At 68.3% G+C, this 26601-nt stretch carries 27 protein-coding genes and 1 tRNA gene; 12 read left to right on the top strand and 16 right to left on the bottom strand.

Annotation, left to right across the window (positions count from 1 at the left end):
- Nucleotides 1-161: 161 nt before the first annotated feature.
- The 4 genes from uvrA (at nt 162) to VFG40_RS12430 (ending at nt 5920) form a co-directional block, all read left to right on the top strand.
- Nucleotides 162-3104 (top strand): excinuclease ABC subunit UvrA, encoded by a 2943-nt coding sequence (uvrA, locus tag VFG40_RS12445; protein ID WP_324897909.1) that lies wholly within the window; start codon nt 162-164, stop codon nt 3102-3104.
- A 92-nt stretch (nt 3105-3196) separates the two neighbouring features.
- Nucleotides 3197-3616 carry an acyl-CoA thioesterase gene (locus VFG40_RS12440; protein WP_324897907.1) on the top strand — a complete coding sequence of 140 codons (420 nt, stop codon included), beginning with the start codon at nt 3197-3199 and terminating at the stop codon, nt 3614-3616.
- A 104-nt stretch (nt 3617-3720) separates the two neighbouring features.
- Complete coding sequence (locus tag VFG40_RS12435; RefSeq protein WP_324897905.1) at nt 3721-5157, top strand: DUF4139 domain-containing protein; 1437 nt, start codon at nt 3721-3723, stop codon at nt 5155-5157.
- Between the two features lie 10 nt (nt 5158-5167).
- Entirely contained in the window at nt 5168-5920 is a 753-nt protein-coding gene (locus VFG40_RS12430) for an enoyl-CoA hydratase/isomerase family protein (protein ID WP_324897903.1), read from the top strand.
- 18 nt (nt 5921-5938) lie between these two features.
- Here the strand turns inward: VFG40_RS12430 and VFG40_RS12425 are convergent, their stop codons facing one another.
- Genes VFG40_RS12425 through VFG40_RS12410 form a run of 4 tightly spaced genes read right to left on the bottom strand, consistent with a single transcriptional unit; the run spans nt 5939 to nt 8334 of the window.
- The gene (locus VFG40_RS12425) at nt 5939-6796 is read right to left on the bottom strand and encodes a sulfurtransferase (protein ID WP_324897901.1); all 858 of its coding nucleotides are present in this window, start codon (nt 6794-6796) and stop codon (nt 5939-5941) included.
- Complete coding sequence (locus VFG40_RS12420; protein WP_324897899.1) at nt 6793-7395, bottom strand: CoA pyrophosphatase; 603 nt, start codon at nt 7393-7395, stop codon at nt 6793-6795. Before VFG40_RS12420 ends, VFG40_RS12425 begins: the two co-directional genes overlap by 4 nt.
- Nucleotides 7395-7589, bottom strand: a complete 195-nt coding sequence (locus tag VFG40_RS12415; protein WP_324897897.1) for a DUF1289 domain-containing protein — start codon at nt 7587-7589, stop codon at nt 7395-7397. Before VFG40_RS12415 ends, VFG40_RS12420 begins: the two co-directional genes overlap by 1 nt.
- Before the next feature lie 34 nt (nt 7590-7623).
- Nucleotides 7624-8334, bottom strand: a complete 711-nt coding sequence (locus tag VFG40_RS12410; protein ID WP_324897894.1) for an FKBP-type peptidyl-prolyl cis-trans isomerase — start codon at nt 8332-8334, stop codon at nt 7624-7626.
- 151 nt (nt 8335-8485) lie between these two features.
- Here VFG40_RS12410 and VFG40_RS12405 point away from each other — a divergent pair, with 151 nt between their 5' ends.
- Nucleotides 8486-9268 (top strand): enoyl-CoA hydratase/isomerase family protein, encoded by a 783-nt coding sequence (locus VFG40_RS12405; RefSeq protein ID WP_324897892.1) that lies wholly within the window; start codon nt 8486-8488, stop codon nt 9266-9268.
- A gap of 100 nt (nt 9269-9368) precedes the next feature.
- Here VFG40_RS12405 and VFG40_RS12400 read toward each other — a convergent pair whose 3' ends face one another.
- The 5 genes from VFG40_RS12400 to VFG40_RS12380 form a co-directional block, all read right to left on the bottom strand.
- A complete protein-coding gene (locus VFG40_RS12400) occupies nt 9369-10313 on the bottom strand; it encodes a DUF1684 domain-containing protein (protein WP_324897890.1) in 945 nt (314 codons plus the stop codon).
- 71 nt (nt 10314-10384) lie between these two features.
- Nucleotides 10385-12208 (bottom strand): DNA mismatch repair endonuclease MutL, encoded by a 1824-nt coding sequence (mutL, locus tag VFG40_RS12395; RefSeq protein WP_324897888.1) that lies wholly within the window; start codon nt 12206-12208, stop codon nt 10385-10387.
- 68 nt (nt 12209-12276) lie between these two features.
- Nucleotides 12277-13758, bottom strand: a complete 1482-nt coding sequence (locus tag VFG40_RS12390) for an N-acetylmuramoyl-L-alanine amidase (RefSeq protein ID WP_324897885.1) — start codon at nt 13756-13758, stop codon at nt 12277-12279.
- Between the two features lie 189 nt (nt 13759-13947).
- On the bottom strand, nt 13948-14427 hold the full coding sequence (tsaE, locus tag VFG40_RS12385; protein ID WP_324897883.1) for a tRNA (adenosine(37)-N6)-threonylcarbamoyltransferase complex ATPase subunit type 1 TsaE: 480 nt from the start codon (nt 14425-14427) through the stop codon (nt 13948-13950).
- A complete protein-coding gene (locus VFG40_RS12380; RefSeq protein WP_324897881.1) occupies nt 14420-15907 on the bottom strand; it encodes an NAD(P)H-hydrate dehydratase in 1488 nt (495 codons plus the stop codon). Before VFG40_RS12380 ends, tsaE begins: the two co-directional genes overlap by 8 nt.
- Before the next feature lie 53 nt (nt 15908-15960).
- Here VFG40_RS12380 and queG point away from each other — a divergent pair, with 53 nt between their 5' ends.
- Together queG and VFG40_RS12370 are read left to right on the top strand one after the other, a co-directional pair.
- Nucleotides 15961-17046: a tRNA epoxyqueuosine(34) reductase QueG gene (gene queG, locus VFG40_RS12375; RefSeq protein WP_324897879.1), complete on the top strand. Its 1086-nt coding sequence runs from the start codon at nt 15961-15963 to the stop codon at nt 17044-17046.
- Nucleotides 17043-17435, top strand: coding sequence for a nuclear transport factor 2 family protein (locus tag VFG40_RS12370; protein WP_324897876.1), 393 nt, complete (start codon nt 17043-17045; stop codon nt 17433-17435). Before queG ends, VFG40_RS12370 begins: the two co-directional genes overlap by 4 nt.
- Nucleotides 17436-17474: 39 nt before the next feature.
- Here the strand turns inward: VFG40_RS12370 and panD are convergent, their stop codons facing one another.
- From panD to pcnB, 5 genes are all read right to left on the bottom strand, one after another.
- Complete coding sequence (gene panD, locus VFG40_RS12365; RefSeq protein ID WP_324897874.1) at nt 17475-17861, bottom strand: aspartate 1-decarboxylase; 387 nt, start codon at nt 17859-17861, stop codon at nt 17475-17477.
- A gap of 98 nt (nt 17862-17959) precedes the next feature.
- Nucleotides 17960-18805 (bottom strand): pantoate--beta-alanine ligase, encoded by an 846-nt coding sequence (panC, locus tag VFG40_RS12360; protein ID WP_324897872.1) that lies wholly within the window; start codon nt 18803-18805, stop codon nt 17960-17962.
- 11 nt (nt 18806-18816) lie between these two features.
- Nucleotides 18817-19647, bottom strand: coding sequence for a 3-methyl-2-oxobutanoate hydroxymethyltransferase (panB, locus tag VFG40_RS12355; protein WP_324897869.1), 831 nt, complete (start codon nt 19645-19647; stop codon nt 18817-18819).
- A gap of 88 nt (nt 19648-19735) precedes the next feature.
- Nucleotides 19736-20233, bottom strand: a complete 498-nt coding sequence (folK, locus tag VFG40_RS12350) for a 2-amino-4-hydroxy-6-hydroxymethyldihydropteridine diphosphokinase (protein WP_324897867.1) — start codon at nt 20231-20233, stop codon at nt 19736-19738.
- Nucleotides 20230-21585, bottom strand: a complete 1356-nt coding sequence (gene pcnB, locus VFG40_RS12345; RefSeq protein ID WP_324897866.1) for a polynucleotide adenylyltransferase PcnB — start codon at nt 21583-21585, stop codon at nt 20230-20232. The genes folK and pcnB overlap by 4 nt, the downstream gene beginning before the upstream one ends.
- 190 nt (nt 21586-21775) lie before the next feature.
- Here pcnB and VFG40_RS12340 point away from each other — a divergent pair.
- Nucleotides 21776-21851, top strand: a tRNA-Glu gene (locus VFG40_RS12340).
- Nucleotides 21852-21899: 48 nt separating this feature from the next.
- Nucleotides 21900-22223, top strand: a complete 324-nt coding sequence (gene fdxA / locus VFG40_RS12335) for a ferredoxin FdxA (protein WP_324897863.1) — start codon at nt 21900-21902, stop codon at nt 22221-22223.
- A gap of 76 nt (nt 22224-22299) precedes the next feature.
- Here fdxA and VFG40_RS12330 read toward each other — a convergent pair whose 3' ends face one another.
- Both VFG40_RS12330 and dapA read right to left on the bottom strand, forming a co-directional pair.
- Nucleotides 22300-22884, bottom strand: a complete 585-nt coding sequence (locus tag VFG40_RS12330) for a hypothetical protein (RefSeq protein ID WP_324897861.1) — start codon at nt 22882-22884, stop codon at nt 22300-22302.
- Nucleotides 22885-22920: 36 nt separating this feature from the next.
- Nucleotides 22921-23814, bottom strand: coding sequence for a 4-hydroxy-tetrahydrodipicolinate synthase (dapA, locus tag VFG40_RS12325; RefSeq protein ID WP_324897859.1), 894 nt, complete (start codon nt 23812-23814; stop codon nt 22921-22923).
- A gap of 124 nt (nt 23815-23938) precedes the next feature.
- On the opposite strand from dapA, the gene VFG40_RS12320 reads away from it, so the two are divergent.
- The 3 genes from VFG40_RS12320 to VFG40_RS12310 all read left to right on the top strand — a co-directional run.
- The gene (locus tag VFG40_RS12320) at nt 23939-24496 is read left to right on the top strand and encodes a glycine cleavage system transcriptional repressor (protein WP_324897857.1); all 558 of its coding nucleotides are present in this window, start codon (nt 23939-23941) and stop codon (nt 24494-24496) included.
- A 242-nt stretch (nt 24497-24738) separates the two neighbouring features.
- Nucleotides 24739-25200: a peroxiredoxin gene (locus VFG40_RS12315; RefSeq protein WP_324897855.1), complete on the top strand. Its 462-nt coding sequence runs from the start codon at nt 24739-24741 to the stop codon at nt 25198-25200.
- 129 nt (nt 25201-25329) lie between these two features.
- On the top strand, nt 25330-26601 hold a 1272-nt coding region (locus VFG40_RS12310), incomplete at its 3' end, for a PhoH family protein (protein ID WP_324897853.1).

Raw genomic sequence — 26601 nt, 5'->3', positions numbered from 1 at the left:
TCTCCAAGGGACAACCGGCCGTCGAGGCGGGCATTTAGCCACAGCGGGGGCAGTGGTCAAACCCGGCGCGCGGAAGCGGGGCGGGTGACAAAGCAGCGCGGCACCGGAAGGCGCCGGCAGGGCATTGGTATAGTGATCGGCCTCCCCCATATCTCGGCGCGATGGACACCATTCGCATTCGCGGCGCACGCACGCACAATCTCAAGAACGTCGACCTGGACCTGCCGCGCGATCAGCTGATCGTGATCACGGGTCTGTCCGGCTCGGGCAAATCCTCGCTGGCCTTCGACACCATCTATGCCGAAGGCCAACGCCGTTACGTCGAGTCGCTCTCGGCGTATGCGCGACAGTTCCTGTCGATGATGGAGAAGCCCGACGTCGATCATATCGAAGGGCTGTCGCCGGCGATTTCGATCGAGCAGAAGTCGACTTCCCACAACCCCCGTTCGACCGTCGGCACGATCACCGAGGTCTACGACTACCTGCGCCTGCTCTACGCGCGCGTCGGCACGCCGCGTTGCCCCGATCACGGCATTCCGCTTGAGGCGCAGACGGTCAGTCAGATGGTCGACGCCACGCTGGCGATGGACCCCGAGAAGCGCCTGATGCTGCTGGCGCCGGTGATCCGCGAGCGCAAGGGCGAACACGTGCAGGTGTTCGACCAGCTGCGCGCGCAGGGCTTTGTGCGTGCCCGCGTTGATGGCGCGGTCTATGACCTGGACGCGGTGCCGCCGCTGACCCTGCGCCAGAAGCACACCATCGAGGTAGTGATCGATCGCTTCCGGCCGCGCGAGGACATCAAGCAGCGGCTGGCCGAATCATTCGAGACGGCGCTTCGCCTGGGCGACGGGCTGGTGATCCTGGCGGACATGGATCACACCGACCAGCCGGACCAGATGCTTTCGTCGCGCTACTCGTGCCCGGTCTGTGACTACTCGTTGCCGGAGCTCGAGCCGCGACTGTTTTCGTTCAACTCGCCGGTCGGCGCCTGCCCCAGCTGCGACGGCCTGGGCGTGACCCAGGTGTTCGACGCGGCGCGTGTGGTCGGGCACCCGGAGCTGCCGCTCTCGCGCGGCGCCATCCGCGGCTGGGACAGGCGCAACCCGCATTACTTCCAGATGCTGCTGTCGCTGGCGGCGCACTACGGCTTCGATGTAGACGCCACCTGGGACAGCCTGCCCGCGGCGACTCAGAAGGCCGTGCTGTACGGCAGCGGCAAGGATCGCATTGCCTTCCGCTACCTCACCGAGCGTGGCGGCAAGGTCACCCGCGAGCATCCGTTCGAAGGGATTCTTCCGAACCTGGAACGTCGCTACAAGGAAACCGAATCGGCCGCCGTGCGCGAGGAGTTGTCCAAGTACATCAGCGATCAGCCCTGCCCCGCCTGCGACGGCCAGCGGCTAAATCGCTCTGCACGCAACGTGTTCGTGGCCGATCATGCGCTGCCGTCGCTGACCCACCGCTCGATCGACGACTCGCTGGCGTTCTTCGAGACGCTCACGCTGACCGGCTGGCGCGGCGAGATCGCCGTGAAGATCGTCAAGGAGATCCGCGAGCGGCTGACTTTCCTCAGTGACGTCGGCCTGAACTACCTCACGCTCGACCGCACGGCGGACACGCTATCCGGCGGAGAGGCGCAGCGCATCCGCCTGGCCAGCCAGATCGGCGCAGGCCTGGTCGGCGTGATGTACGTGCTCGACGAGCCGTCGATCGGCCTGCACCAGCGCGACAACGAGCGGCTGCTCGGCACGCTGACGCGCCTGCGCGACCTCGGCAACACGGTGATCGTGGTGGAGCATGACGAGGACGCCATCCGCATGGCCGACCACGTGCTCGACATCGGCCCGGGTGCCGGCGTGCACGGCGGCGAGGTGGTGGCGCAGGGCAGCGTGGAAGACATCCTCGCCTCGCCGCGCTCGGTCACCGGCCAGTTCCTCTCCGGCAAGCGCGCGATCGAGGTTCCCGAGAAGCGCCGCCAGCCGATCGACAAGGCTTCGTGGCTGCACCTCAGGGGCGCCAGCGGAAACAACCTGAAGAACGTCGACCTGGCCATCCCTGCCGGCCTGTTCACCTGCGTGACCGGCGTGTCGGGCTCGGGCAAGTCGACCCTGGTCAACGACACCCTGTTCCGCCTCGCCGCGATGGAATTGAACGGCGCCGGCACGCCTCCGGCGCCGCATGCGTCGGTGTCGGGCATGGACCTGTTCGACAAGGTGGTGGACATCGACCAGTCGCCGATCGGACGCACGCCGCGTTCCAACCCGGCCACCTATACCGGGCTGTTCACCCCGTTGCGCGAGATGTTTGCGCAGGTGCCCGAAGCGCGCTCGCGTGGCTACACGCCCGGCCGCTTCAGCTTCAATGTGCGCGGCGGTCGCTGCGAGGCGTGCGAAGGCGACGGCATGATCAAGGTGGAGATGCATTTCCTGCCTGACGTCTACGTGCCCTGCGACGTGTGCCACGGCAAGCGCTACAACCGCGAGACGCTGGAGATCCTCTACAAGGGCCACACCATCGCCGACGTGCTGGACATGACGGTGGAAGATGCCTTGAAGCTGTTCGAGAACGTGCCCAGCGTGGCGCGCAAGCTCGACACGCTGCGTGCGGTGGGGCTGGATTACATCAAGCTCGGGCAGAGCGCGACCACGCTCTCGGGCGGCGAGGCGCAGCGCGTGAAGCTCTCCAAGGAGCTGTCCAAGCGCGACACCGGCCGCACCTTGTACATCCTGGACGAACCCACCACCGGCCTGCACTTCCACGACATCGAGCAGCTGCTGGACGTGTTGCACCAGCTGGTCGACCAGGGCAATACGGTGGTGGTGATCGAGCACAACCTCGACGTGATCAAGACCGCCGACTGGATCGTCGATCTGGGCCCCGAAGGCGGCTCCGGTGGTGGGCGCATCCTGGTTTCCGGCACGCCGGAGACCGTCGCCGCAACGGCGGGCTCGCACACGGGCCACTTCCTGGCACCGCAACTTGCCGCCACGAAGGCCAGCAAGGGCAAGCGTGCGGGTGAGGTCGGCAAGCGCGTGAAGGCAGCCACCAAGCACATCGCCTCGGCCGACAAGCATCGCCCGATGCCGAGGAAGAAGCGCTCGTGACGGCCGGCGAGAAAAGCAAGCCCGCGCGTCGTCCGCGCGCGCCCAAGGCTGCGCCAGCAACGCCCGATGTGCCACCCGCGGCAGATCCGGCGATGACGGCGCCCGCGCCGCCGGCAGAGCTTTTCGTCGCCCGCATGGACGTGCGCTGGCGTGACCTGGACGCGTTCAACCACGTCAACAACGCCACCTACCTCACCTATCTCGAGGAAGCGCGACTGCAGTGGTTGCGGCACGTCCCGGGGCCGTGGTTCGACGAGCGGTCGATGCCGGTACTTGCTGCCAGCACACTCAACTATCGCTCGCCGATCGCCTGGCCCGGCCAACTGGCGATCGCGCTGTACTGCACCCGCCTCGGCACCACCTCGCTGACACTCGCCCACCGCATCGTCGACGCACAGGACAGCACGCGTCTGTACAGCGACGGCCAGGTGGTGATGGTCTGGATGGATCCCACCAGCGGCAAGCCGGTGGCGCTGCCACAGGCGATCCGCGACGCTGCCGCGGGCGCTTGAACGGCCGGGACGAGCTCGTGGGGTTGGCCCCGCATCCGCACGGATGTGTGCGCTTCATCGACGCTCGGTAAGATCGTCGTTCCCCCCACGAAAGGAGTTCGACCGTGCGCAAGACACTGCTGGCCATCTGCCTGCTCGGCGCGTTCGCCGGTACCGCCACCGCCGCCCAGCCGAACGAACTGACGCTGTACCGCAGCGACGACGCCTCGTTGTTCGGCAACGATGGGGCGCCGGTGCAGGCCGGCTATGCCCTGGTGCGCGAGCAGCGCACCCTGCAGCTGGACAAGGGCGTGCAGGACGTGGCGCTGGGGGGCCTGCCCCGCTACCTCGACCCGGAGGCACTCACCCTGGAGGTTCCGGGCGGCAGCGTGCAGGTTCTCTCGCAGCGACTGCACCTGGCGCAGGGCGCCGACGCGCTGGTCGGTGACCTGCTGGGCCGCCAGGTCGATGTGCTGGCCAACGACGGACAGACCCTGGCGACAGGCAAGCTGGTTTCCGCTCGCGACGGTGCGCTGCAGATCCGCCAAGGCGACAACACGCTGGTGTTTCGCGACTACACCGCCGTACGGGTGGCCGGCGACGTCGACAGTGGCGCGCGACTGAACCTGCGGGTGGACGCCGCCAAGGCCGGAACCACCGATGCCCGCCTGAGCTATGTCACCGCTGGCATGGGCTGGCGCGCGTCCTACGTCGGCACCCTTGGCGAGGGCGGGAGCTGCAGACTGGCGCTGCAGTCGCGCGCCAGCGTGGCCAACCGCAGCGGCAGCGACTGGCATGACGCCATGCTGACCCTGATCGCCGGCGAGCCGCAGCTGACCAAGCCGGGCGCGGCGGCGCCGATGATGGCGATGGCGTTCCGCGGCAAGAGCGCGGCGCAGGACATGCCTGAAGCCTCCGCTCTGGCCGACTACCGCAGCTATCGGCTGAGTGCCCCGGTCGATCTGCCCGATGGCACCGTGAGCCTGTTGCCGCTCTACCGCGCGCACGACCTCGCCTGCACCCGGACCGCCCTGTACGAGGTCGGCAACGCTTACCAGCCGCCACAGCCGATGACCAATCCGTCGGTGATGTCCGAAGGCTCCTCAGCCATCACCAGCATGCTCGAATTCCGCGCGTTCGATGCGCTGCCGGCGGGCTATCTCCGGGTGCTGGCGCGCGATGCCCGCGGCGCGGCGCAGATCGTCGGCGAAAGCCGCATCGAGGACACGCCCAAGGGCGGTGACGTGGTGGTCACCCTTGGCAACGTGTTCGACCTGCGGGCCAAGCGCGAACGCACCGCGTTCGAGGTCAACCAGAAAGGGCGCGCCATGAACGAAGCGTTCCGCGTCACCCTGAGCAACGCCGGCGACAGCGCCCGCACGGTGACGGTGCGAGAGCACCCCTCGCGCTGGCGCGAGTGGAAGCTGGCCTCCTCCAGCGTCGCGCCCAGCAAGGTTTCGCCGGACACACTCACCTTCAAGGTAGAGGTGCCGGCCGGTGGCGAGACCACACTCGACTATGCCGTGCGCTACACCTGGACCGCCGACGATCAGCCGCAATAAGGACGCTGCCATGCTCAAGCTCATCCGCCACGACGCCATCGTCGAGATCAACCTGGCCCGGCCGCCGGTCAACGCGCTCGACCTCTCGCTGTTGCGTGATCTGCGCCAGGCACTGCACGAGGCGCCGGCCACCGGCGCGCGGGGCATCGTGCTGTCCGGGGCACAAGGCATGTTTTCAGCCGGCGTCGACGTGCCGGCGCTGATGGGGCGCGAGCGCGACGAGGTGCGCGCGTTCTGGCGCGAGTTCTTCGCCGTGGGCGCGGCACTGGCGCGGTCGCCGGTGCCGGTGGTGGCGGCGATCACCGGGCACAGCCCGGCCGGTGGCGCCGTGCTCGCGCTGTTCTGCGATTACCGGGTGATGGCCGAGGGGCCGTTCAAGATCGGGCTCAATGAAGTGCAGGTTGGGCTGAGTGTGCCCGACTGCATCCAGCTGGCGCTGCGTCGGGTGGTGGGAGCGTATCGTGCCGAGCGGCTGATGGTCTCCGGCAGCATGATCGAATCGGCCGAGGCGCTTGCTCTCGGGATGGTCGACGAGCTCACTGGCGTGGAGCAGGTCACCACCCGTGCCCTGCATTGGCTGACCGAACTGCTGAAGCTGCCCGAACACGCGATGCTCGCCACGCGCGCGCTGGCGCGGGCCGATCTTGCCGAGGCATACCGCGACATTGACCAACTGCCGCTGGATGATTTCGTGAACGGCTTCTTCCACCCGCACACGCAGGCCGTGTTGCAGGGCCTGGTGGCACGACTGAAGAAAAAATGATGCGCGGCCGGCCGCGGCTCAGTCCGAGCCACGTGCCACCGGCCGCGACCCGTCGCTGATCCAGCCACTCCACGAGGGCGGGTAGAGGCGAGAGCCGGCAAGGCCCGCATGCTCCATCGCCAGCACGTTGTGGGCCGCGGTCACGCCGGAGCCGCACATGTGCACGACCGTCTCCGGCGGACGTTCGCCCAGCAGCGCGAGCCATTCCCTACGCAGTGCCTCGGCGGGTTTGAAGCGGCCTTCCGCACCCAGGTTCAGTGCGAACGGCCGGTTGAGTGCGCCCGGGACGTGACCTGCCACGGTGTCGATCGGTTCCACCTCGCCGCGATAGCGCGGCTCGGCGCGCGCGTCCACCAGCAAGCCAGCTGCGGCGGCCGCGGCGGCGCCGGCGTGGTCCACGCTCGCGTGCGGGTCAGGCTTCAGCACCACCGGCCCGGACGCGCGAGCGGCCTGGTCGCCGGTGGCCAGCGACAGTCCGGCTGCCTTCCACGCGGCCAGGCCACCATCCAGTACCGCCACCTCGCGCACGCCGCCCAGGCGCAGCAGCCACCACAGGCGCGCGGCGGCAAGCGCACCCCCGGCCGCGTCATAGCACACCACCTGCATGCGCGGTCGCCAGCCCCAGCGAGCAAGATGGGCTGACAGCGCCTGCAATGACGGCAGCGGGTGGCGCCCCAGCCCCTCGTGCTGACGCGACAGGTCCGACAGATCCTGATCCAGGTCCGCGTACACGGCGCCGGGAATATGGCCGGCGAGAAAGTCCCGTCGGCCCTGCCCGGGATCGGCGAGATCGAAGCGGCAGTCGACGATCAGCAGCTCGCTTGGAGGGATCGCAGCAACGTCGGCGGCGTCGATCAGCGTGGTCTTGAGGCTCATGCGCGGCCCATCCTCTGCAACATGTTGTGCAGCATCGCGGCGGTGGCGCCCCAGATGCGATGCCCGCCATGCACGAACTCCACCATCGGGCGCTGGTGGCCACGATATTCCATCGTGTAGCGACGCAGGTTGGCCGGGTCGAGGAAAAACGCCAGCGGCACCTCGAACACCTCGGCCACTTCGTCCGGCGCAGGCGCCACCGGCGCATGTTCGGCGATGCGCGCCACCACCGGCGTCACGCAATAGCCGCTGATCGTCTCGAACACGTCGAGATATCCCAGCGGACTGACCAGACGCGGATCGAGCCCGATCTCCTCTTCGCTCTCGCGCAGGGCGGTGGCGATCGCGTCGCGATCGTCCGGATCGCTGCCGCCGCCCGGGAAGGCGACCTGTCCCGCGTGCGCGGCCAGGTGGGCGGTACGCACCGTCAGCACCACGCGCGGGTCAGCCCCTTCACGCAGGCCGACCAGCACCGCCGCTGGTCGGCGCTCCACATCGCCAAGCAACTGGCGCATGTCGCGATGATTCCAGCCCGGCGGCTGCGGCGGCTCCGCCAGCGGCACCAGAGCCGGCGCGAGCGCGTGCCAGAACCGGTCCATCAGGACACCTTGCGCCCGGGCAGCACCATCTTCATCAGGTACAGGCGCTCGGTATCGGGCATGGTGCCCCAGCGCGCGATCTCCCCCATGGAGCGCTGGCAACCCAGGCAGTAGCCGCGCCCGTCGAGCCGGCAGGTGCCGATGCAGGGAGTAAGCGGGGTGTGCGGGAAAAAGGGGCGCGGATCGATCGACATGGTCAACGATGATACCGCCTGGACGCCGCCGCGATCAGCGCCCGGCGATCCCCAGCAGCTCGATGTCGAACACCAGTGCCTCATTCGGCCCGATACGCGGCAACGCGCCACGCTCGCCGTAGGCCAGCTTCGGCGGAATCACCACCTTCCAGCGATCGCCCACGTGCATGCGCGGAATCACGTCGCGCCAGCCAGGGATGACGCCGCTGATCACGAAGCTGACCGGCGCCCCGTGCGCCCAGGTGCTGTCGAACTCGGTCCCGTCGATCAGCATGCCGCGATAGTTGACCGTGACCTTGCTGTCCACGCTGGGCGTGGCACCGCCCTTGCCCTGCTTGATCACCGCGTATTGCACGCCCGAGGGCAGCTCGACCACCCCCGGTTGGCTGCGGTTGTGCGCCAGGAACTGCGCGCTCTTGCGCGCATTGGTGAGCGCGACTTGCTTGAATTGCGACAGCGCCCGCTGGTGCATCTGGCTTTCGAGCGCCTGAAACTGCGCGCGCATCTCCGCCATGGACACGTCCGGCTGGCGCTTGGCAAAGGCGTCGGCCATCGCGCGCTGCACTGTCGCCAGGTCGACTGCCGGTTCCCCATCGGCGAACTGGCTGCCGATCTGATAACCGATGGCGTAGGACAGCTTGGCCTTGTCGGGGGCGGCCGCTGCCTTGGCGGGCGACTGCTGCGCATGGGCGACGACACCACTCGTCAGCCAGAGCGCCGCGACCAGACCTGCCCACTTTCCCATGCCTTCCTCCAGAGGGACCACCACGCCCCATGCTAAGTGCTTCGCGCTCACGGCGCAGCGCTGCGGGGCCACACGCTCCCGCTGAGAGTGCCGCTGGCGGGAAAGGTTCCCGCTGCTACCATCCGCGGTTTTGCTGCTGCAGGGTTTCCCCATGGCCTATCGCAATCTCGAGATCGCCGACCGCGGCGCCGTCCGCACGATCACCGTCGCCCGCCCGGACAAGCTCAACGCCCTCAACCGCGACACCCTCGTCGAGCTCACGCTGGCTTTCACCCAGGCCGCGCAGGAGGAGAGCGTGCGTGCCATCGTGCTCACCGGCAGCGGCGACAAGGCATTCGTGGCCGGCGCAGATATCGCGGAGATGAGCGACTACACGCCGATCCAGGCGCAGTCGTTCTCGCGCACCGGGCAGAAGCTGATGAGCCTGATCGAGCGCCTGGGCAAGCCGGTGGTCGCCCGAATCCAGGGCTTCGCCCTCGGCGGCGGCATGGAGCTGGCGATGGCCTGCCACCTGCGCGTCGCCAGCGAGAAGGCCAGGTTCGGGCAGCCGGAGATCAACCTGGGGCTGATTCCCGGCTTCGGCGGCACCCAGCGCCTGCTGCGCCTTGCCGGCCGGGGTGCCGCGCTGGAGCTGTGCCTCACGGGTGCGACGATTCCCGCGCAACGCGCGTACGACCTGGGCATCGTGACCCGCCTCGTGGCGCCGGAGGCGCTGGACGAAGCCGTCACGGCACTGGCCGACCAGCTGGCCGCCGCCGCACCGCTGGCTGCCGCAGGGATCCTCGACGCGGTGCTGCAGGGCGGCGAGAGCTCACTGGATCAGGGGCTGGAATTCGAGACCCAGGGCTTCGCCCTGATCTTCTCCAGCGAGGACATGCGCGAGGGCACGCGAGCCTTCCTCGACAAGCGCAAGCCTACCTTTACCGGCCGCTGAGCACTCGGCCACGCGGCACCCGCGTCGGCGCCACCGCCGGCGCGGTGGCTCCAGCCCTGGCTAATGCGCGGGAGGCTGCGGATCGGCTACGCCGACAGCCTCAGTGGTGGCCCTCGCCGTATTTTTTCTCGCCCGCGGTCACCGCGATATCCAGCCGATTTTCCGGCGGTGCCAAGGGGCACGTGGCGAACGGCGTGAATGCGCAGGGCGGGTTGTAGGCGCGGTTGAAGTCCAGCACGACGGTACCCGGGCGGGTCACGCCGCCGGCGGGCAGCGCCGCGTAGAAGAAGCGCGCGGCGCCATAGGTCTCCTTTCCCGACGTACGGTCGGCGATCACGAAAAACAGCTCGCCGCCCGGCTCCTCCTGGTATGGCCGCAGTTCGAACGTTCGCCCGTCGCGCTGGAACACGGCCTTGCCCGGCACGTCCACGGCGTCGATGGTGCCGATCACCGAGCCGATCTCCAGTTTCTCCGGCGGCACGAACGGAACCCACTGCGCCTCGATGCGCCATTGCGGATCGATCGGGAACGACTCGATGCCGCGGAAACCGGTGCGCGTAGCGGCGTTCGCGTCCTTCACGCGCAGCGCCTTGCGGCCATCCCGGTCGATCACGTAGAAGCTGGCGGTGCCGAAACGCACGGTGGTGGGAGCGGCATCGCCGGTGGCGTGCATGTCATCGATCAGCGGCGCCTGCGCCACGTCCTTGCCATCCACGGTTGCACCGCTGCCCGGTGCGAGCTGGATGCCGACAGCTCCGTCGTCGCCGACGTGCACGACGCCCAGGTGTGCCGGACCCGCGGCCAGCACGACGTCATTGTCCGCGGCGCTGCCGACGCGGTTGTCTCCCGCGCGCAGCCACTCCAGCCCGATCAGGCTCAGCCAGCCGTCCGGCGCGGTCAACCCGGCGAGCCGCTGCGCACGCCATTGCTCCACCTGCTGCACCACGTCTTGGCGACTGGATCCTTGGGAGGAAGAAACATCGGCAGCGTGCAAGGGCAGGACTCCGGCGATCAGGGCAAGGGCGAGCGGGACGCGACGCATCATCAGGCGGGCAACCGGCAACGGGGGAATCACCAGTATGTCGGTGCCCGCACGGACGCGGCAACTGCCGAGGGTCAGCGCCCGCGCAGGAACAGCTTGTCGAGGTCGCCGAGGCCAAGCTGCGTCCAGGTCGGACGGCCGTGGTTGCACTGGCCGGAGCGCTCGGTTGCCTCCATCTCGCGCAGCAGGGCGTTCATCTCCGGAATCGACAGCCGCCGCCCCGCGCGCACCGAGCCGTGGCAGGCCATGGTCGACAGCAGTTCGTTTTCCAGCTCCTGCAGGCGCCGCGAGCTGCCGTGCTGGGCCAGTTCGGCGAGCACATCGCGGGTGAGCTGGGCGACATCGGCGCCTTCCAGCAACGCCGGAATGCGCCGCACCACCACTGCCGAAGGGCCACCGCGCGACAGCTCCAGACCCCACGCCGCCAGCGCCTCGGCGTGCTCCTCGGCAGCGGCCGCTTCGCGTGCGCTGACCGCCAGGCTCAGCGGCACCAGCAGGACCTGCGAGCGCAGCTGATTTCCCGCGCGGGCGTGCTTGAGCTTTTCGTACGTGATGCGCTCGTGCGCCGCATGCATGTCCACCAGCACCAGGCCGTGCTCGTTCTCGGCCAGCACATAGATGCTCTTGAGCTGGGCCAGGGCGAAGCCCAGTGGCGGCGCCTGGGCGGGATCGTCCGACGCCATCGATGGCTGCGACCAGCCCTCGCCCCGGGCGGGAGATTCGCTGCCGAACAGCGCCGCATAGTCGCCCAGCGGCTGATCCCGCACGCCCAGACTCAAGCGGCTCTGGCTGGCATGCACCGGCCAAGCGACGGAACCGATGCCCGCCGCGGCAGGGACGCCCGCCGCACTCGCGCTCGCAACCGGCCCAGGCTCCGCGGTCATCGCTGCCTGACCGGCGCGGGTCTGCGCCAGCGCTTCGTGCAGGCTGCGGAAAAGGAAGTCGTGCACCAGGCGCTGCTCGCGGAAACGAACCTCGTGCTTGGCCGGATGCACATTGACGTCGACGCCGACCGGATCCAGTTCCAGGTACAGCACGAAGGCCGGGTGGCGCCCGTGGAACAGCACGTCCGCATAAGCCTGACGCACCGCATGGGCGACCACGCGATCGCGCACCAGACGACCGTTGACGTAGAAGTACTGCGAATCGGGCTGTCCGCGCGAGGCGGTCGGCAGGCCCACCCAGCCGGACAGCCGCAGCCCCGCCGCGGCGTGTTCGATGCGCAGGCTGTGCTGCGGAAAGGTCTCGCCCAGCACGTCGGCGACGCGAACCAGCGCGGCCTGCTCGTCGCGTGCCGCTTTCCAGACCCGTACCGGCCTGCCGTTGTGGCTGAGCCGGAACTCCACCGCGCCGCGGGCCAGCGCGAGCGACTTCAGCAGATCATCGATATGCGCGAATTCAGTACGTTCGGCGCGCATGAACTTGCGCCGCGCGGGCACGTTGTAGAACAGATCGCGGACCTCCACGCTGGTGCCCTGCGGGTGCTGCGCGGGGCGTGCATCCTGCAGCCGGCCGCCATCCACCTCGATGCGGAACGCCGCGTCCGCGCCTTGCGCGCGCGATGTCAGCGCGAAGCGGGCGACCGACGACACCGACGCCAGCGCCTCGCCGCGAAACCCCATGCTGGCGACATGCTCCAGATCGTCGAAACTGCCGATCTTGCTGGTGGCGTGGGAGGCGACTGCCAACGGCAGTTCATCCGGCGCGATGCCGGTGCCGTCGTCGCGCACGCGGATCAGCCGCGCCCCGCCCTGCTCGATGTCCACCTCGATACGGGTGGCGCCGGCGTCGAGGCTGTTCTCCACCAGCTCCTTCACCACGGAAGACGGGCGCTCGATCACCTCGCCAGCGGCGATCTGGTTGATCAGGTCGGGGGGAAGCACGCGGATGACAGGCATCCGCGTAGCTTAAGCGAGCGAGGTGCCGATCGAGAAGGAAACCACTGCGGACGTGCCGCGGGCGTTGATCAGCCGGCGGGGATCGCCAGCACTGCACCGGCGCGGACGGTGTCGTCGCTCATGCCGTTGGCGCTCTTGATGGCGCCGACGCTTACGCCGTATTGGCGCGCGATGCTGCCGAGGCTTTCGCCACGACTGACGCGATGCAGGTCGCGCACTGCCGCGTCGGCCCGCGCATCGACCGAGGCGACGGAGGCCTTGCTGTCCGGCCGCGGCTGGGTGGCGGCAAGCATCGCTCCACTGCGGCGCGCCGCCTCCGCGGCGAACCAGGTGCCCGGCGGCGGCGTGGCCTCGAAATAATTGCGCACGCCGCCCATCACCGCCTGTGCCAGTTCCGTCTGGTGTTCCGGGTCGCGCAGCTTGCGCTCCTCGGCCGGATTGCTGATGAACGCCGTCTCGACAAGGATCGACGGCACGTCCGGCGAGCGCAGCACCACGAAGTTCGCCCGCTCCACGTAACCACGATGCGTGGGGCCGAGATGGGCCAGCGCCTTGAGCACGTTGCCGGCGATCGACTCGCTTGCCTGCATGGCGTAGCCCTGCTGCAGGTCCAGCAAGACGGCGGCGAGGCTGTCGTCCTTATCGTCCAGCGACACGCCGCCGATCAGGTCGGCGCGGTTTTCCCGGTCCGCCAGCCACCGGGCCGCTTCGCTGGTCTTGCCGCGCGGGGACAGAACCCACACGGACGAGCCCTTGGCGTCACCGTTCTTGAAGGCGTCCGCATGGATGGAGACGAACATGTCCGCGTTCTTGTCGCGCGCGATCTGGTAGCGACGCTTGAGCGGAATGAAATAGTCGCTGTCGCGGGTGAGCACTGCCTGCATGCCGGGCTGCTTGTTGATCAGCGCCGCGAGCTGGCGGGCCACCGCGAGCGTGACGTTCTTTTCCTGCGTGCCGCCCGGGCCATGCGCGCCCGGATCATCGCCGCCGTGGCCGGCATCGACCGCCACCACCACCTTTCGCTGGCCGTTCAGTTGCTCGGCTACCTGGCGCAGCGACATCACGTCCCCGTGACCGGATTTGATCGCCGGAGCGGCCTTCATCACCGGCACTGGCGCCGCAGCCACCGACGCGCCCCCGGCGGACGTTGCCGCCGCGTCCGGATACAGATCCAGTACCAGCCGGTAGCCGTAGCTGCCGCTGGGCTTGAGCAGAAAACTTTTCGGCGCGCGATGGCTGTCCGTTTCGGCCACCAGTTGCAGCTGATCGCCCCGGCGCCGCGTGCTGAGGCCGCGGAACAGGCCCTGTGCGGCCGGCGCGGCGAAGCCGGAAGCCAGCCGGTCGCCAGCCAGATCGAGCTGGATGCGGCCGTCGCGTGCGGATGCCTGATAGCGAACCGGCCCGCTGAGATCGAACACCACGCGGGTGTATTCCGGGCCGGCCCACACGCGCGCAGCGCGCACCTCGGCAGCCCCGGCGGACAGCGGCGCGAGTGCCGCAGCCATGGCTGCCAGCGTCACCAGAGCGGGTCGGAAGATGGTTGCCGTCATGCGGGGCATTGAACCGCAGCGAAAACGCTATTGCAAGCAAATTTTCCTTGCATATCCACAACCTGCGGCATATTCGTCAGACGGTCTCCAGATGAGGGGCGCAAGCGGCGCTTTATCAAACGATCCCTGCCCCGCGGGCGCCGGAAATTTCCTTGATAAAACCTGCCCTTGGCAATGCTGCCGGGGCTCTCAAACGGCCGGCGCGAGCCGCCGGGACGTCTGGGCCAGCAGATGCTCGCCGCGGACGCTCCTGGCCAGCAGCCGGACCTGGCGGCCGCTGCCGAGGTACTCCAGCCGCACTTCCACATCCGGCCGCGGAAGGGCGCCGGCGCCGTGCTGGGGCCACTCGATCAGCACCACCGCATCGGGTTCGCCCAATGCCTCGATGCCCAGCCACTCCAGCTCGTCCGCATCGGCAATCCGGTACAGGTCCAGGTGCCAGGCGGTGCCTCGCGACAACGGGTAGGACTCCACCAGGCTGTAGGTGGGGCTCTTGATGCGCTCGCGCACGCCCAGCGACTGCAGCAATGCACGGGCAAACGTGGTCTTGCCGGCGCCGAGGTCGCCGTGCAGGTGGAAGATCGCACCGCCCGCGATCGAGCTGCCCACCGCGGTTGCCAGCGCCGCCGTGACGGCTTCGTCGGCGAGGTCGCATGACAGCTCACGCATGCGCGGGGCCATTGCCCAGCCGGCGCAGCGCGGGCAGCAGGTCGCTTGCCAGCAATCCCCGCTCGCCGGCCACGGCGGCGGTGTCGCCGGCACGCGCGTGCAGCGCCACGCCCATCCGTGCCGCCCGCCAGGCGGTGGCGCCCTGCGCCAGCAGGGCACCGATCACGCCGGTCAGCAGGTCGCCCATGCCACCTGCCGCCATGCCCGGGTTGCCCCAGGGACACACGCCGACCCGCCCATCCGGATGCGCCACCAGGCTTCCGGCTCCCTTCAGCACCACCACCGCGCCGTATTTCCTCGCCAGCTCGCGTGCGGCAGCGAAGCGATCGACCTGCACTGCAGCGATGCTGGTGCCCAGAAGCCGCGCCGCCTCACCCGGGTGCGGGGTCAGCACTGCGGCGCGATCGAAAGTGCGCGGCTCGCGAGCAAGCAGGTTGAGGCCATCGGCATCGAGCACCACCGGCCGGTCCGAATCGAGCGCCGTCAACCACAGCGCATGCCCCCAGGCGCCCTGCCCCAACCCGGGCCCCACGCACAGCACATCGGCGCGCTCGAGTAGCGGTTGCAGCGCCTGCGGTCCGTCGACCCCGTGGGCCATCAACTCCGGCCGCCCCGCATTGAGCGCGACCACATGCGCCTCGCGCGTGGCAACGCTGACCAGCCCGGCGCCGCTGCGCAGCGCCGCCTCGCCGCACAGACGGATCGCGCCGCCCATGCCCTGCTCGCCACCGATCACCAGCAGGTGTCCGTTGTCGCCCTTGTGCGCGCCGCGCTGGCGCACTGGCAGCACCTCCGCGGAAAGCAGCTCCGCATCAGGCTGCTGCGTGTCCCGCAGCGTTCCGGGCAACTGCAACGTCGCCAGTTCCAGCCGACCCACGTGATCGGGCGCCGCACCGGTGTACAAGCCGCGCTTGGCCGCGACGAAGCACACCGTGATCGCCGCGACAATTGCCGCGCCCGGACAATGGCCGTGATCGGCATCGAGCCCGGACGGCACGTCCAGCCCGAGCACCGGGCGGCCACAGGCGTTGAGCTGCTCGATCAGGCGCGCTTCGCCGGTGCCTGGCGCACGGTTCAATCCGCTGCCGTAGAGCGCGTCGACGTGGACATCGGCATCGGGCAATGCAGCGGCCGGATCGAACATCCGCACCCGGCCGCCGACGCGCTCGAACGTTTCGCGGGCCTGCAGGGCGTCACCGTGGGCCTCGGGCGACAGCGCTACCAGATCCACCTCCAGGCCGGCCTCGCGGGCCAGGGCGCCGACCAGATAACCGTCGCCGCCGTTGTTGCCGGGACCACACCAGATCGCCAGATGCCGGGCCTGCGGCCAGTGCCTGCGCAGGCTAGCCAGCGCGGCCGCCGCAGCCCGCCGCATCAGCTCGAAGCCGGGGATGCCGAGCACCTCGATGGCGTGGCGGTCGAGGGCACGCACCTGTTCCACAGTGAACAGTGCGCGCTGGGCAGGGTCGATGTCGGTCATTCGCCGATTATAGGCAGGCCGGCGCAGCCGGCCGCAGCCCTTAAACTAACCGCATGACCACACCGCCACCCCATGCCGTCGACTACGTCGCCCTTGCGCGTTCGATCAAGCAATGGGCGCGCGAACTGGGCTTCGCCGATACCGGCATCAGCGGCGTCGACCTGGGCCGCGACGAACAGCACCTGCAGCAGTGGCTGGCCGACGGCCACCACGGCGAGATGGAGTACATGGCGCGCCACGGCATCAAGCGCAGCCGGCCGCACGAACTCGAACCGGGCACCCAGCGGGTCATCTCCGTGCGCATGGATTACGCGCCCCCGGACATCGGCAGCGCCTGGTCGGTGATCGGCGACGGCGAGCTCGGCTACGTCTCCCGCTACACGCTGGGCCGCGATTACCACAAGCTGATGCGCGGCCGGCTGCAGAAGCTGGCCGAGCGTATCCGTGCCGAGATTGGCGCGTTCGGCCATCGCGCCTACGTCGATTCCGCGCCGGTGCTGGAGAAGGCACTGGCCCGCAATGCCGGACTGGGCTGGATCGGCAAGCACACGGTGCTGATCCATCGCCGCGCCGGTTCGTACTTCTTCCTCGGCGAGCTGTATACCGACCTGCCGCTACCGGTGGATGCGCCGGCCACCGAACACTGCGGCAGTTGCCGTCGCTGCATCGACATCTGCCCGACCCAGGCCATCGTGGCGCCCTATCGGCTCGACGCGCGGCGCTGCATCTCGTATCTCACGATCGAACTCCGGGGCAGCATCCCGGAAGAATTCCGCAAGCCCATGGGCAATCGCATCTTCGGCTGCGACGACTGCCAGCTGGCGTGCCCGTGGAACAAGTTCGCGCAGCAGACCGAAGAGCCGGATTTCGCGCCCCGCCACCAGCTCGACGGAGCGCGCCTGACCGACCTGTTCGGCTGGGGCGAAGAGGAGTTCCTGCGGCGCACCGAAGGCATGGCGATCCGCCGCACGGGCTATCAAGGCTGGCTGCGCAACATCGCCGTGGCGCTGGGCAACGCGCCGCGCTCGGAGGCGGTACTGAGCGCGCTGCGCGCACGTGCCGATCATCCCTCGGCGACGGTGCGCGAGCATGTGGCCTGGGCGCTCGAGCAGCACGCTGGGCCCGGAGATCCGCCATGAACGACCCGTCCAAGCCGATGCCGCGGCTGCACGATGTGCTGGAGGAGCTGCGCCAGCTCGAGCCGATTTTCCACCGCCCCGAACCCGGAGCAGGTCCGGCCGACGGCAGCCGGATCACCGAACCCGGCTTCTGGGAGATCGGCGCGTCTGGTCAGCGCTACAGCCGCGACCACGTGCTCGAGGTGCTGGCAACACGCGCGGCGCATCCCGCGCGTGAATCACTGGCCGCAGATGATTTCAGCTGCCACCCGCTGGCGCCGGGCCTCTACCTGCTGAGCTATCGGCTGCGTCAGGACGAACGCGTCACGCGGCGCACCACGCTGTGGCGGCGCACCGTGGAAGGATGGAAGGCGGTGTATCACCAGGGCACGCCGGTAGCGAGCCCCTAACCGAGGCGCGGGCGCCGTGGCACGCCGCGCGGCAGGACCTCAGGCCGCGGCCATCTGGGTCGGAATGGAGCGATTGGTGTGCGAGATGCCGTTCTTGGCGTCGGCATACACCAGCATCGGCTGGTGCGCCTCGGCCTCCGCTTCGGACAGCTGGGCAAACGCGGCGATGATGATCAGGTCGCCCGGCTGCGCGCGATGCGCAGCGCTGCCGTTCACCGAAATGATGCCCGAGCCGGCTTCCGCCTTCAGTGCATAGGTGACGAAGCGCTTGCCGTTGTTGATGTTCCAGGCATGGATCTGCTCGTACTCGCGAATTCCCGAGGCCTCGAGCAGCAGGCTGTCGATCGCGATCGAGCCTTCGTAATGGAGCTCGGCGTGGGTCACCGTGGCACGGTGGATCTTGGCCTTGAGCATGTTCAGTTGCATGGCATCACGTTCCGGCAGGTACGGCCTGCTTAGCCGCTGATTATCGAACCGCCGACAGTGCACTGCAACATCGGCGCCCGCACCTCAGGTGGGGACGATTATTCCAGCAGCAAGTTGTCGATCAGCCGGGTACTGCCCAGGCGCGCTGCGATCAGGCCGATCAGGCCGCTGCGCTCCGCCTCCCGTGGAACCGTCAGGTCCTCCGCACGACGGATCGCCACGTAATCGGGCACGAACCCGGCTCGCTCGAGCTGCGCATGCGCTGCCTGCTCCACCACCGCGATAGCGTGACCCTTGTCCACCAGCTGACGCATCTGTTGCAGCGTGGCGTAGATGCGTGGCGCGAGCTCACGCTCGGACGGCTCCAGATACTGGTTACGCGAGCTCAGGGCAAGGCCGTCGTCGGCGCGCTGCGTGGGCGCGGCAATCACCTTCACCGGCAGCGAGAGGTCGCGCACCAGCCGCTCGATCACCTTCAACTGCTGGAAATCCTTCTGCCCGAACACCGCCATGTCCGGCTGAACCAGGTTGAACAACTTGCAGACCACCGTCGCAACGCCATCGAAATGGCCCGGCCGGTGCGCGCCTTCCAGCACCTCGGTGATCTGAGGCACGCGCAGGCTTACGGTGTGGGTGGGGCCATACGGGTAGATCGTCGCCACGTCCGGCGCAAACAACAGATCGCATTCCTGCTCGGCCAGACCGGCCTGGTCCTGCGCGAGGGTGCGCGGATAACGCTCGAAATCCTCTTGCGGGCCGAACTGCGTGGGATTGACGAACACGCTCGCCACCACGCGATCGGCGCGCGCACGGGCGAGCCGGATCAGCGCATGGTGGCCGGCATGCAGATTGCCCATGGTCGGCACGAATCCCACGGTCTGGCCGCTGGCGCGCCAGCCCCTGACGGCTGCGCGCAGCGCGCCGGCATCTTGCACGGTCTGCATTCGATGGAACCTCAGAGAAAGCTGTGTTCGGGACCGGGGAACTGGCCGCCGCGCACGGCCTCGGCGAACGCCGTGATGGCCGCAGCGACGGAGTCGCGCCCCTGGAGGAAATCCTTGCTGAACTTCGGCCGCTTGCCCGGCGTCACGCCCAGCAGATCGTGCAGCACCAGTACCTGGCCGTCGCAGTGCGGGCCCGCGCCGATGCCGACGGTGGGAATCGCCACCGCCTGGGTAATCCGCTCGGCCAGCGCCACCGGCATGCCTTCGAGCACCAGCAGGTCTGCGCCGGCGGCGGCCACCGCGCGTGCCTCGGCCAGTACGCGCTCGGCGGCCTCCTGCTCGCGACCCTGAATCCGGAAACCGCCGAACTTGTGCACCGACTGCGGCGTGAGCCCCAGATGGCCGCAGACCGGGATCGCCCGCGCTGCAAGTGCCTCGATTGCATCGAGCACGTGCGGCGCCGCCCCTTCGATCTTGACCATGGCCGCGCCCGCCTCGCCGACCAGCCGTGCCCCCGCCTCCAGCGCATGCGGCACGTCGCGGTCACTCATGAACGGCAGGTCCGCCACCAGTAGTGTGCTGCGCAGTCCGCGCGCCACGGCAGCGGTGTGATAGACCATGTGCTCCAGCGTCACCGGCAAGGTGCTAGCGTGCCCCTGCACCACCATCCCGAGCGAGTCGCCGACCAGGGCGACGTCGACACCGGCGTTGTCGAGTTGCCAGGCGAAGCTGGCGTCGTACGCAGTCAGCATCACGATGCGCTGCCCCGCGGCCTTCATCGCACGGAGGCCCGGAACGGTGACCGGCTTGCGGTCGGGAGCGCTGGCAGTTTGCACGTACAAGGGCGGGCTCCTGATCTGGCGGGGCAGCAAGGAGCTGCCCGGCGGGCCGGCCATCATAAACCCTGGCCGCCGCGGTGCAGCAAACACCTCAGCCAAGCGCGACGCAGTCGGGGGAATCAACCCGGGCCACCAGTGCGCTGATCGAGCCCACGTGCGGAATCGACAGCGCAGGGGCGACCTCCGCCAGCGGCAACAGCACGAACGCGCGCTCAGCCAGCCGCGGGTGCGGCAGCGTCAGCCGCGGGGTGCTTAGTGAGACTCCCACCATGTGCAGGAGATCCAGGTCGAGGGTGCGGGGGCCCCAACGCTCGCCGTCACGGGTGCGGCCGGCGGCGCGCTCGAGGTCGAGCAACGCATCGAGCAGATCATGGGGACCCAGGGTGGTCTGCAGGGCCACCACGGCGTTGATGAAATCCGGCTGCTCCCGCATGCCCCACGGTGCGCTGCGATAGAGCCGCGACCGGCTCCGGACGTGAACCTGCGGCAGCGCAGCGAGGGCATCCATCGCCGCGAGCACCTGCCGGCGTGGATCGCCCAGGTTGCTGCCCAGCGCCACGAACGCATCCGTGGTCACCGCGGGCGTCATGCCGAGTCGGACTTGCCGCGCGGCTTGCGCCGCCGCTTGCGCGGCGGCCGGGCGGCGGGAGCCGCCGCGACCGGACCGTCATAGCCGGAGTGACCGCCCGTGGCCGGCAGCGCTGCCGCCAGCACGTCCTGCGGCAGCTGCTGGGCGTGCGCCCACCACTGGCCCAGTTCGCGGATGGCCGGCGACTCTTCGGCCCGCAGCAGCAGGAAATCGAACGCGGCACGAAAGCGTGGCTGCGCCAGCAGACGGAACACCCGCTTGCGCTGGATCTGCTCGAACCGGGGCTGCAGCGACCAGATCTCTTCCATGGTGAAAGTGAAGCGCCGGGGGATGGCTACCCGCTGGCACTGCTCGCCCACCACATGGGCGGCGGCACGCGCCCACGCCTCGGAACCGTCCATGCCCTGCGCCATCCACTGCTGTGCGTAATCGCGCACCTCGCCCCACAGCAGCACCGCGAACAGGAACGCCGGGGTCACCGATTTGCCCTCGGCGATGCGCGCATCCGTGTTGGCCAGGCCCTGCTCCACCAGCGAGCGCAGCGCATGGTCGCCCCGCTGCAGCGCACGCGCGGTGGAGGGATAGAGAAACTTCAGCAGTCCGCACTGCTCGAGCATGCGGAAGCTTTTCAGGCCGTGGCCGCCCAGGAACATCTTCAGCGATTCGTCGAACAGGCGCGCGGGCGCCGCTTCGGTCAGCAGCGGACCGAGCGTCTCGAACGGCGCGGCCGCCGGTGCATCGATGCGGAACTCGAGCTTCGCGGCGAGCCGCGCCGCGCGCAGCATGCGCACGGGATCTTCGCGATAACGCGTGACCGGATCGCCGATCAGGCGCAGCACGCGATCTTCCACGTCCTGCATGCCGCCGACGTAATCGCGTACCGAGAAGTCGCTGATGTCGTAGTACAGCGCATTGACGCGAAAGTCGCGTCGCACAGCATCTTCTTCGATGCTGCCCCAGATGTTGTCGCGCACGATGCGGCCGTCGACGATGTGGCGATCGCCCTCGCCGTCATCCTCGCCGGTGCCACGAAAGGTGGCGACCTCGATGATCTCCGGCCCGAACACCACGTGCGCCAGGCGAAACCGGCGTCCGATCAGCCGGCAGTTGCGGAACAGCTTCTTGACGTCGTCGGGGGTGGCGTCGGTGGCGACGTCGAAGTCCTTCGGGTGGCCTCCCAGCAGCAGGTCACGCACGGCGCCGCCCACCAGGTAGGCCGCGTAGCCGGCTTCGTTGAGGCGATAGAGGACGCGCAGCGCGGCCTTGCTGATGTTCTTGCGGGAGATCACGTGCTGGTCGCGCGGAATGATCCGCAGCGCGGGCTTGGCGTCGGTCCCTGTCTGGAGGTTCAAGCGGTAAGAATCCCTGCCGGTCGATTTATTTCCGGAAGCCTAACCCACGGCGCATGCGGGCACATGCGGCACCATCGCCGCGGATGCCACGCAATGCGAGGCAGTCGGCGAGAGAAAAGTACGCACAACTGCAGGAAAGGCATTGCCGGGCGGAACAATTGGTCTATACTAGCGCGCTCTGAAACAGAACGCTCCCTTCGTCTAGTGGCCTAGGACACCGCCCTCTCAAGGCGGGAACACGAGTTCGAACCTCGTAGGGAGCGCCACTTTCAGTCCGGCCACGCCGCCGGACACACCGACAGGCCCTCGGCAGCATGACCTTTGTCGTTACCGACAACTGCATCAAGTGCAAGTACACCGATTGCGTTGAAGTCTGCCCTGTCGATGCCTTTCACGAAGGCCCCAATTTCCTCGCGATCGATCCGGACGAGTGCATCGACTGCACCCTGTGCGAACCGGAGTGCCCGATCAACGCCATCTACCCGGAAGACGACGTGCCTGCCGGTCAGGAGATGTTCGTGGCGTTGAACGCGGAGCTGGCCAAATCCTGGCCGGTGATCACCGAGCGCAAGGACGCACCCGCCGACGCCAAGGAATGGGAAGGCAAGCCGGACAAGATCAACCTGCTCGAGCGCTGATACTCCGCTCGTTCCAGTCGCACGCAAAAAAACGCCGCCCCGAGGGCGGCGTTTTTCATGGCGCGGAAGTCGTCGATCAGCCGCCCAGCTGCTTCTTAAGCGCATCGACCGTCTTGGCCACCGCCCCGGCGGCGCCTTGCGCCCGCACTTCGCTGCCGCTCTGACCGCTCGGGCTGATCGCGATGACCACCTGTTGCGCCGTGGCGCGCTGCGTGTCGGTGTCCTTCTTGCCTCCAAACATGCGGCCGAAAAATCCGCGCTTCTTGGCAGCTGCCGCGCCGGCCACCACGCTCACCGTGTAGCTGTGCGCGGCATCATCGCGCGCCACCACCTGACCGATCTGACCCTGCTCCAGCGCCTTGCCGACGCGCTGGTAAGCCACGTCCACCGCGTCGGCAAGCACGAAGCCGTCGGTGATCGTCGCAGCGTTGCCCATGGTGGCCGCGGTGGTGCCGTCGGCGGTCGGCTGGTTGGCTCCCGCCGGCGGGATCACCAACGCTTCGCTGGCAGACGGCGTGTCCAGGCCCGGCGGAATTTCCAGCGGCGACTCCTGCTTAGCCGAATCCCATGCCTTGTGCGAGCGGAACATGCCGCAGCCCGAGAGCATGAGGCCGGAGAGGACCAGGGCTGGCACGGCGAGAGCGAGTGAGGACTTCTTCATGTAGTAGTTTTCCGTGGGAGGTTCATGTCGTCTGAATCAGGCGGCGACGGCCGAAGGAACAAGTCGTTCCAGCGCCCGGTGGATCTGCTGGCGCACCGCGCCCTCCTCCAGCTCGAGCAGCGGCAAGCGGGGTGTGGCGCAGCCCAGTCCCAACAGGGGTAGGCCTGCCTTCACGGCGATCGGATTGGGCGCGCCGTTGAGTGCATCCACCAGCGGCGCCAGCGCACGGTTCAGCTGCGCCGCCGAAGCCGCATCGCCGGACACCGCAGCATCGCACAGTTCGCGGAACGCCCGGGGCACCAGGTTCGCAACCACCGAAATGGTACCGGCCGCACCGGCGAGCATGGCTTGCGCGGCGGTGCCGTCGTCGCCGGAGAGGTAGACGAAATCGGGGCGCGCAAGTTCCGCCAGCGCCGCAATGCGGGCATCGTCGCTGCGCGCCTCCTTGATGCCGATGATGCGCGGATAGTCGCGCAACGCGGCGACCGTCTCGGGCAGCAGGTCGCATCCGGTGCGGCCCGGCACGTTGTAGAGGATCACCGGCAGACCACCGCTCTCGGCCACCTCGGCGAAATGGCGTGCCAGGCCCGGCTGGGTCGGCCTGACGTAATAGGGCGTGACCACCAGTGCGGCGTCCGCACCGAGTTCGGCGGCGCGGCGGGTAAGGGCGACCGTCTTGGCGGTGCCCGCTTCGCCGGTACCGGCAATCACCGGCACCCGTCCCGCGACGTGGCGTACCGCGAACGCCAGCAGTTGCTCGTACTCGTGCTGTTCGAGCATGTGTGCCTCGCCGGTGGACCCAGCCACGACGAGCGCCTGCGTGCCCGCGCCGAGCTGGTAGTCGAGCAGGCGGGCGAATGCATCGAGGTCGAGCGCGCCGTCGGGCGTGAACGGCGTCGCCAGCGCACAGATGCTTCCACGGATGTCCAAGGCAGCGCTTCCGGCAAAATCCAGTCGAGCATGTTACTTGCGGCCTCGCGCGGCGGGCAAGTAAGCTCAAACGCTTGCGGCGGACGCGTTCGCGCCACGCGCGTGACCCTACAGGCAGACCCTTTTGAACCGTACTGCGCCGCGTGCCGGCAGCGACCACCAGCTGCTGATCCAGACCCTCACCCCGGCCGGCAGCAGCCCCTTGCTGACGCTGGCCAAGCGGATCGCCGACGCGGGCTGCAACCTGGCCGACGCGCGCGTGTCCACGGTGGGCAAGGACAGCTCGCTGGTGCTGCTGGCCAGTGGCGCGTGGGACGCGCTGGCCAAGCTCGAGACCGCACTGGCCAAGCTCGCGCGCGACGAGGACATGCACCTGGTGCACTACCGCACCCAGCCCCGGGAGCCGGACTCGCACCTGCTGCCTTACCTGGTGGAAGTAGTGAGCGCGGACCGGCCCGGCATCCTGGTGAAGATCATCGAGTTCTTCCAGCGCAACGGCATCCGGGTGGAGCAGCTCAACTCGATGCGTTATCAGGCAATGCAGACCGGTGCGCAGATGTTCCAGGCCCAGATCACCATCGGCATCCCCTCGGAGAGCCATATCGCCACCTTGCGCGACGATTTCCTGGAGCTCTGCGACAGCCTCAATCTCGATGCCATCATGGATCCGGTGAAGTTCTGAGGATCGCGCGGGGCAGAGGTCCTGACAAGGGCTTTCATTCGCCGCCAGACGCGCTAGTCTCTGGGCCGGGACGTCAATGAGGCCGGCCATGCAGTCAGGGCACCTTTCGTGTAACCACCGCCGCTGCCGCGGCGTCGCCCGGACCGCCCGCCCCACCCCACGACCCCATGCCGCGCGCGCCGCGGCAGCACGCCCTCCCTCACTCGATCATGCGGCGCCTGCGGGCTGCCGCAGGAGACCCCATGCCTGAGATCGGCAAGAAGATTCCCGCCCTGAAGGGGCGCACCGGCGACGACGCCGAGCTGAAACTTTCGGCCTACAAAGGCCAGTGGGTGGTGGTCTATTTCTATCCTAAGGACAGTACCCCGGGGTGCACCACCGAAGCGCAGCAGTTCCGCGACCTCTACCCCGCGTTCCGCGAACGCAACGCCGAAGTCATCGGCGTGTCACGCGATTCGACCCGATCGCATGCCAACTTCACCAGCAAGCAGGGCCTGCCCTTTCCGCTGGTGTCGGACGCCGACGAAACCTGGTGCAAAGCATTCGACGTGATCCACGAAAAGGTGCTCTACGGCAAGAAGCACATGGGTATCGTGCGCAGCACCTTCCTGATCGATCCACAGGGCCGCCTGGCCGCGGCATGGCGCGGCGTGAAGGTCCCCGGTCACGCGCAGGCGGTTCTGGATGCCCTTGCCGAGGCTTGATTCCCGCCTGCCGGCCGCGCGGCGACAGCACCCGCACGGCCGGTCTTTTCACCGCGGCCTTGCTCCGCGGCAACTTGCGACAACCGTGCTGTCTCCTCAATCCATCCCGCCCAGCGAGGTTTCTTCCGCATGACCGGAAGCAAGCGCATCTACGTGCTCGATACCAACGTGCTGCTGCACGACCCGACGTCGCTGTTCCGCTTCGAGGAGCACGACGTCTTCATCCCGATGACGGTGCTCGAAGAGCTGGACGAAAAGAAGAAGGGTGCTTCCGAGGTCTCCCGCAACGGGCGCCAGGTAAGTCGTTTCCTCAACGAGCTGATCGTGCGTGGCAACGGTCACGGGATCAAGGACGGGCTGTCGCTGGAGAATCCGCAAGGCGTCAAGCTCAAGCGAGCCGAACAGACCGGACGGCTGTACTTCCAGCAGCGGGCGACCAGCAATCACGGCAAGGCCGACAACCTGATCCTCGCCGCCGTGATCGACCTGCGCGAACAGCAGCCCGATCGCGCGGTGATCCTGGTCAGCAAGGACATCAATCTTCGGATCAAGGCCAGCATCTACGGCATCGACGCAGAGGATTACGAGAACGACAAGGCGCTGGATGACTTCGCCCTGCTCTATACCGGCGCCACCGAACTGAGCGAAGACTTCTGGGATCGTCACCCGGAGGTGGAATCATGGAGCGAGCGGGGCCGCACCTTCTACCGCGTGGACCGGGCCAAGGAGGGCGAAGACTGGTATGCCAACCAGTGTCTGTTCCTGCCCGGGGAGAGCAGCGTCGAGCTGCGCGTGATGTCGGTGGACGAGGAGCAGGCCACGCTGGTGCTGCTGGACGATCACAGCCACCCCAACCACAGCGTGTGGGGCATCGCCGCGCGCAACCGCGAGCAGAACTTCGCGCTGAACGTGCTGATGGACCCGGACGTCGACTTCGTCACCCTGCTGGGCACCGCCGGCACCGGCAAGACCCTGCTGGCGCTGGCGGCGGGGCTCGCCCAGGTGATGGACCAGCAGCGCTACCGCGAGATCATCATGACCCGCGCCACCGTCTCGGTGGGCGAGGACATCGGCTTCCTGCCCGGCACCGAAGAGGAAAAAATGACGCCGTGGATGGGTGCGCTGACCGACAACCTCGAGGTGCTCACCAACCCCGAGGACGGCGGCAGCTGGGGCCGCCAGGCCACCAACGACCTGCTCGCCTCGCGCATCAAGATCCGTTCGCTCAACTTCATGCGCGGCCGCACGTTCCTCTCGCGCTACCTGATCATCGACGAGGCGCAGAACCTCACGCCCAAGCAGATGAAGACGCTGATCACCCGCGCCGGCCCGGGCACCAAGATCGTGTGTCTCGGCAACCTGGCGCAGATCGACACGCCCTACCTCACTGAAGGCAGCTCG

Source organism: Dyella sp., assembly GCF_035685805.1.
GTDB lineage: Bacteria > Pseudomonadota > Gammaproteobacteria > Xanthomonadales > Rhodanobacteraceae > Dyella_A.
Note: the sequence above shows the minus strand (reverse complement) of the source record. Positions and strands in the feature narration are given on the sequence as shown.